This window comes from Micromonospora sp. RTP1Z1 (genome assembly GCF_033804685.1).
GTDB lineage: Bacteria > Actinomycetota > Actinomycetes > Mycobacteriales > Micromonosporaceae > Micromonospora.
The window spans coordinates 138148-149192 of sequence record NZ_JAPFQV010000007.1; the positions used below are offsets into that span (position 1 = coordinate 138148).

Genomic DNA, 11045 nt, shown 5'->3' on the forward strand with positions numbered 1-11045 from the left:
GCGGTCCCGGCCCGCCGAGGTCGGGGACCAGGCTCACAGGTTGTTTCCAGGAAGCGCCCAGCGGAGCCGCAGCGAGAGCGCGGATGATGGGCCGCATGGTGGCTACCCAGACCGAGGCTCGACTGCTCGTCGTCGAGGACGACCCGAACATCCTCGAGCTGCTCTCCGCGAGCCTGCGCTTCGCGGGCTTCGACGTGGCCACCGCGACCAGCGGCAGCGCCGCCCTGCACGCCGCCAAGGACCACCGGCCCGACCTGGTGGTGCTCGACGTGATGCTGCCCGACCTGGACGGCTTCGAGGTCATCCGGATGCTCCGTGAGGGCGGCACGCGTACCCCGGTGGTCTTCCTCACCGCCCGGGACGCCACCGACGACAAGATCCGTGGGCTGACCCTGGGCGGCGACGACTACGTCACCAAGCCGTTCAGCCTGGAGGAACTCACCGCCCGGATCCGGGCCGTGCTGCGGCGCACCGCCACCGGCGAGCACGCCCCGTCCCGGCTCACCTTCGCCGACCTGGAGCTGGACGAGGAGACCCACGAGGTGCACCGGGCCGGTCAGCGGGTGCAGCTCTCGCCGACCGAGTTCAAGCTGCTGCGCTACCTGATGCTCAACGCCAACCGGGTGCTCTCCAAGGCGCAGATCCTCGACCACGTCTGGAACTACGACTTCCGGGGCGACGACAACATCGTCGAGTCCTACATCTCGTACCTGCGGCGCAAGGTCGACAACACCCAGCCGCGGCTGATCCACACCCTGCGTGGGGTGGGTTACGTGCTGCGCAAGCCGGCGGCGTGAACACGGTCCAGCAGGCGAAGAGTGGACTGCGCAGCGTCCCGCTGCGGGTGAAACTGGTCGCGTCGGTCCTGGCCCTGGTCGCCGGCGCGCTGGTGGTGATCAGCGTGTCCACCGCCTACTTCCTGCACAACTACCTGGTCGGGCAGATCGATTCTGAGCTGCGGGAGGCGGCCAATCGGATCCAGTCCATCCCACCCAACGGGCTCTCGCTGCCCAGCGACTACCTGGTCGTGCTGACCAGCCGGCAGACCGGCCAGGTGACCGACTTCGGCTACGACACCACCCGGTTCCAGGAGAAGGATCTGCCGCCCTGGCCGGCGGACGCCGCAGGCTTCGTACAGCAGCAGGGGAAACCCTTCACCGTCCGGGCGCGAGGCAGCTCGGTGCGCTGGCGGATGCTCTACACCCCGCTCGCCAACGGCCAGATGGCCGCCGTCGGCGAGCACCTGACCGACGTGGACCTGGCGGTCAAGCGGCTGGCCTGGATCGACCTGCTGGTCGGGGGGGCCGTGCTGATCCTGCTCGCCTCGATCGGTGCGGCGATCGTGCGTACTAGCCTCAAGCCCCTCGTCGAGATCGAACGGACCGCCGCCGCGATCGCTGGCGGCGACCTGACCCGGCGGGTGCCCGACCCGGAGGAGGGGCGGCCCTGCCCCACCTCGGAACTGGGCCGGCTCTCCCGGGCGCTGAACGCCATGCTGGCCCAGATCGAGGCCGCCTTCACCGCCCGCGCCGCCTCCGAGGCGGCGGCCCGCAGCGCCGAGGTCAGCGCCCGGGACGCGGCGGCCTCCGCGCAGGCCTCCGAGGCGCGGGCCCGGCGCTCCGAGGAGCGGATGCGGCAGTTCGTCGCGGACGCCTCGCACGAGCTGCGTACCCCGCTCACCACCATCCGGGGCTTCGCCGAGCTGTACCGGCAGGGCGCGGCCCGCGAGCCGGAGCAGACCGCCGGCCTGCTGCGCCGGATCGAGGACGAGGCGGCCCGGATGGGGCTGCTCGTGGAGGACCTGCTGCTGCTCGCCCGGCTGGACCGGGAACGGCCGATCGCCCTGGCGCCGGTCGAGCTGCCGGTGCTGGCCAGCGACGCGGTGCAGGCCGCCCGGGCGGTCGACCCGGACCGCCGGATCGAGCTGGACATCGAACCGGGCGCCGGCGCGCTGGTGGTGCTCGGCGACGACGCCCGGCTGCGGCAGGTGATCGGCAACCTGATGACCAACGCGCTCACCCACACGCCGCCGGACGCCTCGGTGACCCTGCGGCTGCGTACCGAGCCGGGCAACCTGGCCGTGGTGGAGGTCGCGGACACCGGCCCGGGGCTGACCCCGGAGCAGGCCGAACGGGTCTTCGAGCGGTTCTACCGGGCCGACGCGGCGCGGACCCGGCGGGCCGGTGGGGCGGCCACCAGCACCGGGCTCGGGCTGGCCATCGTCGCGGCGCTGGTCGCGGCCCACCACGGCACCGTGGAGGTGACCGAGACGCCCGGCGGCGGGGCGACCTTCCGGGTCAAGCTGCCACTGCTTCCCGAGAACCCGTACCAGTCCGACTGACTTTCAGAAAACATTCAGGCACGTTCCAGGCTGATCGCAGAGCCAGGGGAGAAGGTGGTCACATGACCGAGTACGAGACCGACCCGCAGCGGACGCCGGCTCCCGCCGAGCCGTCGCACCCCACCGCCGAGCTGTCCCCCGTCGAGCGCGGGCAGTCCGACTCCACCACCCCGGCCGCCGCGCCGGTTCCGGCCGACTCCCCGGCCGCCGGAACCCCCGCCGAGCCGGACACCACGCCCTTCGCCGCTTCCGAGGCCGGCCGGACGGACGCGCCGGTCACCGGCGCCCACCCCGCCGGCCCGTACGCGCCGCCGACGGCCACCCCGTCCGCCCCGCCGTACCCGGTCTCCGGGCAGCCGCAGCCGGCTGCCCCGTGGTGGGGCGGGCAGCAGCAGACCGGCTGGGCCGCCGGGGCGCCGCACCAGGGCGGCGCGGCCTACCTGCCGCCCCCCGGCGGGCCGGTCCCGCCGTACCAGGGGCACCAGCCCTACCAGCCGCACCACCCGGGCCAGCCGCACCACCCCGGTCAGCCGGTCCCGCCGTGGGCCCCGGCCCCGACGGCCCGCCCCAACCGGGCGGCCAAGTTCGTCGGCGCGGGCGCGCTGGTGGTGGCCCTGATGTTCGGCTCCGGCGTGGCCGGCGGCGCGCTCGCCCTCGCCCTCGACGGCGGCTCCGGCGGCGTCACCCGCACCTACTCGGCGGCGCCCGTGCTCGACAGCGCCGACCTGCCGAAGATCGCCGCCGCCGTCCAGGACAGCGTGGTCTCGATCATCACGGACAACGGTGAGGGCTCCGGGGTGATCCTCAGCGCCGACGGTTTCGTGCTGACCAACAACCACGTGGTCGCCTCCGCCACCGGCGACACGGTGAAGGTGGTCTTCGCCGACGGCAAGACCGCGCAGGCGAAGATCGTCGGCACCGACCCGAAAACCGACCTGGCGGTGGTCAAGGCCAGCGGAATGAGCGGCCTCAAGGCGGCCAAGTTCGGGGACAGCGACGGGATGCAGGTCGGCGACCAGGTGCTCGCCCTGGGCAGCCCGCTCGGCCTGCAGGGCTCGGTCACCGCGGGCATCCTCAGCGCGCGGGACCGCACCATCCAGGCCGGCGAAGGGGGTCAGCAGCAGAACCCCGGGCAGGCCGCCAGCTCGATCTCCGGGCTGCTCCAGACCGACGCCCCGATCAACCCGGGCAACTCGGGTGGCGCGTTGGTCAACACCCGGGGCGAGGTGATCGGCATCAACACCGCGATCGCCACCGCCGGGCAGGGCAGCAACGGCAACATCGGCGTCGGCTTCGCCATCCCGAGCAACAAGGCCAAGGACGTCGCGCAGAAGCTCCAGCGCGGCCAGAAGATCAGCCACCCGTCGCTGGGGGTCAGCGTCAACGCCGCCGAGGCCGGCGGGGCGCTGGTGGCCGCGGTCACCCCGGGCAGCGCCGCCGAGAAGGCCGGGCTCCAGCGGGGCGACGTGATCACCAAGTTCGGCGACAAGGCGATCAACGACTCCAACGACCTGGTGGGCGCCGTCCAGTCCGGCAAGGTGGGCGACCGGGTCGAGGTGCAGTTCAAACGGAACGGATCGGCACAGACGGCAACCGTGACGCTCGCCGAGACGTCATAACGGATACGGACCTTCCTCCGCCAGGCGGCGGCACCCTCGACGGACGCGCACCGTACGGGGAGGGGACGTCATGACCACGGCAGCCGCCGTCCGCACCGATCCGGAGATCCAGCGGGACGTACTCGACGAGCTCGACTGGGACGCCCAGGCACGACCCACCGAGATCGGCGTGACGGTCTCCGGGGGCGTGGTCACGCTCACCGGCTGGGTGGACAGCTACGCCCGCCGCTGGGCGGCCGAGCGCTGCGCGCACCGGGTACGCGGGGTCCGGGCGGTCGCCAGCGAGATCGAGGTACGCCTGCCCGGCACGGACGAGCGCACCGATGCGGAGATCGCCATCGCGGCCAGTCGGGCGCTGGAGTGGGACAGTTTCGTGCCCGCCGAGCGGCTGGACGTCACCGTCGCCAACGGCTGGATGATGCTCCGCGGCGAGGTGGAGTACGGCTTCGAGCGGCGTACCGCGGAACGGGAGCTGCGCCGGCTGCGCGGCGTACGCGGGATCACGAACCTGGTGGAGGTACGTCCGACCACCCCGCCCGGTGCCGAACAGACCCGCCGGGACCTGCGGCGGGTGCTGATCCGGCGGACCGGAACGGAACGCGTCGACGTCCAGGTCACCGGGGACACCGTGGTGCTGAACGGGGTGGTCCGCTCCTGGTGGCAGCGGGACGAGGCGGAGCGGGCCGCCTGGTCGACCCCCGGCGTCCGGGAGGTGCACGACCGACTCGTGGTGGCCGGGTGAGGCCAGGTCTCCGTTTATCGCCGGCCGGACCGGGAAAGTGCCGCCGATCACGTTCGCCGGGGACCAACGGGGAGGGCTCGTGGCCGTGAACCGCCTGCAGTCGGACCGCTCACTTGCGCGGCCGCTGCGGATCGCGATGGTGGCGCCGCCATGGCTGTCGGTGCCGCCGTCCGGTTACGGGGGCCTGGAACATGTGGTGGCCGGCCTGGTGGACGGCCTCGTCGGGGAGGGGCACGCGGTGACCCTGTTCGGCGCCGGCGCGGAACACGGCACCGCCGCCGAGTTCGTCTCCACCGGACCCGACCTGCAGTACGAGCGGCTCGGCGAGGCGCTGCCCGAGCTGGCCCACCTGGCCCGGGTCAACCAGCTGATCTCCGCCGCCGACTTCGACCTGATCCACGACCACACCACCATCGGCCCGCTGGTCGCCGGTCGCCGGGCGGTGCCCACCGTGGCCACCGTGCACGGCAACCCGGTGGGGGAGTACGGCGAGGTGCTCAGCGCCACCGACCGCGGCGTCGGTCTGGTGGCCATCTCGCACGCCCAGCGTCGGGCCAACCCGGGGCTGCCCTGGGCGGGCACGGTGCACAACGCGATGCCGGTGGAGGACTTCCCGCACAAGCGGACACCCGGTCGGGGGCCGGTGCTCTGGCTGGCCCGGTTCAGCCCGGACAAGGGCCCGGAGGTGGCGATCCGGGCCTGCCGGGCGGCCGGTCTGCCGCTCACTCTGGCCGGCAAGTGCAACGAGCCGGCCGAGCGCCGCTACCTTCAGCAGTTCGTAGAGCCCCTGCTGGACGAGGACGTGACCCTGGTGTTGAACGCCGACCGGCAGACCACACTGCGGCTGCTGCTCGACGCCCGCTGCCTGATCATGCCGATCCAGTGGGAGGAGCCGTTCGGCATGGTGATGTTGGAGGCGATGGCGACCGGCACGCCGGTGGTGGCGCTGCGCCGGGGCGCGGTCCCGGAGCTGGTCCGTCCCGGCCTGACCGGGTTGGTCTGCGACCGGGCCGACGAGCTGCCGGCGGCGTTGCGCGAGTCGTCCCGGCTGGACCCGGCCGACTGCATGGCGCACGTCGCGGAGAACTTCTCCGTGGAGCGGATGGCCAGCGGCTACGCGGCGGTGTATCGGAGCTTCCTCACCGGCGCGCCCGTCGGGTCCGGGGCGCGGGAGCCGGTCCGGGTCGCGGCCCGCTGACGGGTCAGGTGCGCGCCGCGGACAGCCCGGCGGCTGTCCGGCTTGTCGACGGCTGTCCGTTCTTCGGTCGCGCTCCGCGACGTCGACGCGGCCCGGGGTGAGCACGTCCGGACCGGCGACCGGCTCCGGCGGGCCCGATTAGGGGCGCGTGCCAGGATGAACGTCATGAGTGGCGGTCCGGTGGCGTTCGTGCTCGGCGGCGGGGGAGTGCTCGGCGCGGTCGAGGTGGGCATGCTCCGGGCCCTGTTCAGGGCCCGGATCCGGCCGGACATGGTGATCGGCACCTCGATCGGGGCGGTCAACGGTGCCCTGGTCGCGGCCGACCCGTCGGAGGCCGTCACCGATCGGCTGGTCCGGCTCTGGGCCTCGCCCGAGGCCAGCGAGGTGTACGGCGACTCGGTCGCCCGGCAGCTGCGCCGCTTCGCCGCGCGGACCCACCTGCACTCGCCCCGGCCGCTGCGCCGGCTGCTGGAGAGCGAGCTGGGCGAGGAGACCACCTTCGCGGACCTCCAGGTCCCGTTCCGCTGCTGCGCGGCGAACATCGAACGGGCCGCCGAACACTGGTTCCACAGTGGACCAGTGGTGCCCGCGGTGCTCGCCTCCGCCTCGGTGCCCGGACTGCTGCCGCCCACCCAGATCGGCGGCCAGCACTACATCGACGGCGGGATCGTGAACTCGATCCCGATCGGGGAGGCGGTCGCCGTCGGCGCCCAGCAGATCTTCGTGCTCCAGGTGGGACGGATCGAGCGGGAGCTGACCCCGCCCCGGCGGCCGTGGGAGATCGCCCAGGTCGCCTTCGAGATCGCCCGGCGGCACCGGTTCGCCCGGGAGCTGGCCGCCCTGCCCGACGGGGTGGAGGTGCACGTGCTGCCGACCGGTGGTGGGGGGCCCCGCGACGACAGTCCGTGGGCGTACCGGGACATGGCGGCGGTGGGGCGGCGGATCAGCCGGGCGTACACCGCCTCCCGTCGCTACCTGGACACCCAGCTGGACCACTGATGCCGTTGCCGCCCCGGTGGGTACGCCGGTTGCTGCTGGCCCCCGGCGTGGTGCTGCTCGCCCTGACGGTGGTGACCACGCTGCCGGTCTGGGCGCTGCTCGCGCTGGCCGCCTCCCCGCTGGTGCCCGGGCGGCTGCGACCGCTGCGCCTGCTCTGGATCGGCACCGTCTACCTGATCTGGGACGCGGCCGCGCTGCTCGCCCTCTTCGGCCTCTGGCTGGCCTCCGGCTTCGGCGCCCGAAAGCGGTCGCCGGCCTTTCAGCGGGCCCACTACGTGCTGGCCGGGCGCTTCCTCCAGGTGCTCTTCTGGCAGGCCCGTTGGACGCTGCGGCTGAGCATCGACGTGGTCGGCACCGACCCGGACACCGCGCTGCCCGGCCGGCCGGAGCTGGTGCTCTGCCGGCATGCCGGGCCGGGGGACTCGTTCATCCTGATTCACGCGCTGGTGAACTGGTTCCATCGGGAGCCCCGGATCGTGCTCAAGGAGAGCCTGCAGTGGGACCCGGCGGTCGACGTGCTGCTCAACCGGCTGCCGAACCGGTTCATCGCCCCGGGGCCGGACGGCCGGGGGACGATGATCGCGCAGATCGGCCACCTCGCCACCGGACTGGACGACGACGACGCGTTCGTGATCTTTCCGGAGGGCGGCAACTTCACCCCCGGCCGGCGGCTGCGGGCCATCGCCCGGCTGCGCGCGTTGGGGCTGGAGCGGATGGCGCTGCGCGCGGAGCGGATGCGGCACGTGCTCGCCCCGCAGCCGGGCGGGCTGCTCGCCGCGCTGGACGCCGCCCCGGACGCCGGGGTCATCTTCGTGGCGCACACCGGGCTGGACCGGATGCTCACCGTCACCGACGTGTGGCGGGAGCTGCCGATGGACAAGCGGATCGTGATGCGGTTCTGGTCGGTACCGCCCGAGGAGGTCCCGGTCGACCGCCAGGAACGCATCGACTGGCTCTTCGACTGGTGGGCCCGGATCGACCGCTGGATCGCGGCCAACCGGGACGGTGTCTCGGCCGGCTGACCGCGCCCGGCCGGACACAGGTGGTTGGCAGAAATCCCGCGTAGGGTGCCCTGGTGGAGCAGATCTTCGTGGTGACGACGGTGGTGGACGCGCGCGCGGTCGCGGACGTGCTGGCGGCCGCGGCCGTCGCCGGGCGGCTGGCGGCGTGCGCCCAGGTCGGCGGGCAGGTGGACAGCACCTACTGGTGGCAGTCGGCGATCCAGACCACCGCCGAGTTGACGGTGCAGTTCAAGACCGCCCCGGACCGGGTGACCGCCCTGGTCGACCAGCTCCGCGCCAACCATCCGTACGAGGTGCCGGAGATCCTGGTGACCCGGGTGGAGAGCGGCAACCCCGACTACACGGCCTGGGTGCACGAGCACACCCGTCCCTAGGTACGCGCACTCTTGGCGGCCGGCCGTCCGGGCGCGATGCTGGCCGGGTGGAGAACACCGGCTACCCCTGCCCCGGCTGCGGCGCGCCCGCCGATCTCGCCGCCGGCTGCCCCGGCTGCGGTCGCCCGCCGTACCCGCCCGCCGCCGAGGTGACCCGGTTGGACCGGGAGATCGCCGCGCTGGCCCCCGAGGTGGAGCGGGCCCGGGCGACGTACCAGGACCTGCTGGCCCGGCTGGACGTGGTCCGGCAGCGCCGGACGGAGCTGGCCGCCCGGATCCGCCTGGAGATCCCGCCACCGCAGCCGGGCCCGGTGCGACCTGTCCCGGTACCGCCGTCGCCGGCCGTGGCCCGGCCGGCCGGCCCGAGACGTCCACCCGGACCGTGCAGGGCCTGCTCTTCGTCCTCGGTGGACTCCTCCTCGGCGCTGCGGCGATCGTCTTCACCGCTGTCGCCTGGGCGGCCGTCGGGGTGGCCGGGCGGGCGCTGATCCTGGCCGCGTTCACCGTGCTCGCGCTGGCCGTGCCGCTGGTCGCCACCTGGCGGGGGCTGCGCGGCACGGCCGAGACGTTCGCCGCCGTGGGGCTGCTGCTGGTGCTCCTCGACGGGTACGCCGCCTGGACGGTCGACCTGTTCGGCGTGGCCGGCTGGCCGGACACCAGGTACGCCGCGCTGGTCGGGGGGGCCGGCGCGGCGGTGGCGGCCGGGTATGCGCGGCTGAGCCGGCTGACCGTGCCGTGGTTCGCGGCGCTGCTGGTCGCGCAGCCGGTGCTGCCGCTGGCCGTGGCGGCGGCCCGACCGTCCGTCGCGGGGTGGGCGCTGGTCTGCACCGGGGTGGCGCTGGGCGACCTCCTGGTGGTGGTCGCCCTGCGTCCCCGGTACTCGCTCGCGACCGGAGCGGTGGCGGGCGACGACCGGGGCCGGGTCGGGGTGGCCGGTGGGGGGCCGGTCGCCGCGTCCGTCCCGGCGGGTGCGTCCGTCGGTCCCGGCGCGGTCCCGGCAGGTGCGGCGGCCGGTCCCGGCGCGGTCCCGGTCGGGGCGTCCGTGCCGGGGATCCTGGTCGGCGCCCCGGCGGTGGTCGCCGGGCGGGTGCTCGGCTGGCTGGGCCACGGGGTCGCGCTCGTCGTCGCGGCCGGCTGCGCGCTGGTGCCGCTGGCCTGGGGCCGGGCGGCCGGTACCCCGCTGCTGGCCGGCGGGCCGCTGCTGCTGGTGGCGCTCGCCCTGCTCGGCGGCGCGCTGGCGGCGGGCGGCCGGACGTACCGGATGATCGCGGCCGGGCTGCTGGTGCCGGTGCTCGCCACCGCGCTGCTCCGGCCGGTGGCCGAGCTGCGTCCGGGGCTGCTGCTGGTCGCGGCCGGGTCGGTGGTGGCCGTCCTGGCCGGGGCGGTCCGCGCGCTGCCGGCGCGGCACCGTACCGGGCCGTGGGTCGGGGCGCTGCTGGTGGCCGGCGGCCTGGCGCAGGTGGCCACGGTGGCCACGATCGTGCTCGCGGGCGATGCGGTCGTCCGGGCGCTGCCGCCGTGGCGGGGCGCCGCCGTCGGGCCGGCTACCCACTGGGGATGGCAGCTGCCGGTCGCCGTGCTGCTGACCGCCGCGGCGGTGGCAATGCTGCTGCCCCGGGCCGCCCGGCCGGTCGTCGCGGCGGCGGGCGTGGCGCTGGCCGTGCTGGCCGCCCCGGCGGTCGCGCCCACCCCGTGGCCCGGGGTGGTGGCTGCCGACCTGGTGGCGGCCACCGCGCTGCTGGCGGCCGCCGTGCTCCGGCCGCGCCCGCGGTACACGACCGTGCTCCTTCCGGCCCTCGGCGGGGCCGTCCTGCTCGGCCACGGGCTGCTGGTCGGGCTTGCCGTCCCGGCCGGGGCGGGCGCGGTGCTCGCCGTCGTGGTCGTGGTCGGCGCCCTGGTGGCGGCCCGGGCCCGGCGCGGCGGCGGCGTCCAGCCCACCGTCGGCGGGGTGGCGCTCGCCGCGGCGGTGCTCGCCGTGCCGGCGGGGGCGACGGTCGGGCTGATCGCCGTCGGGGCGCCACCCTGGTGGCAGCTGCGGGGGGCGTTCGCCGCCGTCGGGGTGCTGGTCGTCGCCGTCCTCGCCGTCCGTCGACAGTGGCCGGACCTGCACGGGTACGCCTCGGCCGGGTTCGCCGCCGCGCTCGCGCTGGTCGGGGCCGCGCCGCTGGTCGTACCGGGGGCCGAGCGGGTGTCGCTCTACGCCACGCTGGGCGTGCTGCTGGCGCTGGCCGTCGGCGGGGGCGCCCGGCCCGGCATCGCCCCGCGCCTGGTCGGGGCCGGACTGTCCGGGCTGGCGCTGCTCGCCGTCGCGCCCGTCACCCTGCGGGTGCTCGTCGACCTGCCGGTCCCGGCCTGGTCCGGGGCGCCCGCCGTCGACCGGGTGCCGGGTGCCGGCGGCGCCGCCCTGGCCCTGCTGCTGCTCGGGGTCGCCGCGGCGGCGTACGCCCGGATCGTGCGCGGCGGGCGTCGGGTGCCGGCGCTGGTCGGGCTGCCGTTCGGCGCGGCCGGGCTGCCGGTGCTGCTGGTGGCGGCCGGCGCGCCCTGGCCGGTGGCGCCCGCCGTGGCATTCGGGGTCGGGCTGGCCGCGCTGCTGGCCGCCGCGCTCGCCGCGCCGCACCCGCCCCTGCTCCCGGTCACGCTGCCGGTCGGGCTGGCGCTCACCGTCCCGGGGCTGGGCGGACTGCTCGCCACCCGGGCCGGGACGCTCGCCGCACTGGGTGCGCTGGTGGTGGCCGCGGCCGTCGTCGGGG

At 75.3% G+C, this 11045-nt stretch carries 9 protein-coding genes and 1 pseudogene; all 10 read left to right on the forward strand.

The features are described 5' to 3' along the window. Nucleotides 1-95: 95 nt before the first annotated feature. Nucleotides 96-797: a response regulator transcription factor gene (locus SLP03_RS06130; RefSeq protein WP_200206763.1), complete on the forward strand. Its 702-nt coding sequence runs from the start codon at nucleotides 96-98 to the stop codon at nucleotides 795-797. Then, a complete protein-coding gene (locus SLP03_RS06135) occupies nucleotides 794-2341 on the forward strand; it encodes a HAMP domain-containing sensor histidine kinase (protein WP_319459530.1) in 1548 nt (515 codons plus the stop codon). Before SLP03_RS06130 ends, SLP03_RS06135 begins: the two co-directional genes overlap by 4 nt. Before the next feature lie 62 nt (nucleotides 2342-2403). Continuing rightward, complete coding sequence (locus tag SLP03_RS06140) at nucleotides 2404-3960, forward strand: S1C family serine protease (RefSeq protein WP_319459531.1); 1557 nt, start codon at nucleotides 2404-2406, stop codon at nucleotides 3958-3960. 70 nt (nucleotides 3961-4030) lie between these two features. After that, a complete protein-coding gene (locus SLP03_RS06145; RefSeq protein WP_319459532.1) occupies nucleotides 4031-4702 on the forward strand; it encodes a BON domain-containing protein in 672 nt (223 codons plus the stop codon). An 85-nt stretch (nucleotides 4703-4787) separates the two neighbouring features. Then, nucleotides 4788-5900, forward strand: coding sequence for a glycosyltransferase family 4 protein (locus SLP03_RS06150; protein WP_413644463.1), 1113 nt, complete (start codon nucleotides 4788-4790; stop codon nucleotides 5898-5900). A gap of 165 nt (nucleotides 5901-6065) precedes the next feature. Continuing rightward, a complete protein-coding gene (locus tag SLP03_RS06155) occupies nucleotides 6066-6899 on the forward strand; it encodes a patatin-like phospholipase family protein (RefSeq protein WP_319459533.1) in 834 nt (277 codons plus the stop codon). Beyond that, the gene (locus tag SLP03_RS06160) at nucleotides 6899-7921 is read left to right on the forward strand and encodes a 1-acyl-sn-glycerol-3-phosphate acyltransferase (RefSeq protein WP_319459534.1); all 1023 of its coding nucleotides are present in this window, start codon (nucleotides 6899-6901) and stop codon (nucleotides 7919-7921) included. Before SLP03_RS06155 ends, SLP03_RS06160 begins: the two co-directional genes overlap by 1 nt. A 53-nt stretch (nucleotides 7922-7974) precedes the next feature. Continuing rightward, nucleotides 7975-8295: a divalent-cation tolerance protein CutA gene (cutA, locus tag SLP03_RS06165; RefSeq protein ID WP_319459535.1), complete on the forward strand. Its 321-nt coding sequence runs from the start codon at nucleotides 7975-7977 to the stop codon at nucleotides 8293-8295. A 47-nt stretch (nucleotides 8296-8342) separates the two neighbouring features. Next, nucleotides 8343-8783, forward strand: a complete 441-nt coding sequence (locus SLP03_RS06170; RefSeq protein ID WP_319459536.1) for a hypothetical protein — start codon at nucleotides 8343-8345, stop codon at nucleotides 8781-8783. Further along, nucleotides 8678-11045: pseudogene (locus tag SLP03_RS06175) on the forward strand (hypothetical protein); the annotation flags it as partial. The gene SLP03_RS06170 and the pseudogene SLP03_RS06175, both read left to right, overlap by 106 nt.

Bases quoted from the DNA above. Each gene is read 5' to 3' on its own strand.
- SLP03_RS06130 (WP_200206763.1), top strand. From the start codon at position 96: ATGGTGGCTACCCAGACCGAGGCTCGACTGCTCGTCGTCGAGGACGAC.
- SLP03_RS06140 (WP_319459531.1), top strand. From the start codon at position 2,404: ATGACCGAGTACGAGACCGACCCGCAGCGGACGCCGGCTCCCGCCGAG.
- SLP03_RS06145 (WP_319459532.1), top strand. From the start codon at position 4,031: ATGACCACGGCAGCCGCCGTCCGCACCGATCCGGAGATCCAGCGGGAC.
- SLP03_RS06155 (WP_319459533.1), top strand. From the start codon at position 6,066: ATGAGTGGCGGTCCGGTGGCGTTCGTGCTCGGCGGCGGGGGAGTGCTC.
- SLP03_RS06160 (WP_319459534.1), top strand. From the start codon at position 6,899: ATGCCGTTGCCGCCCCGGTGGGTACGCCGGTTGCTGCTGGCCCCCGGC.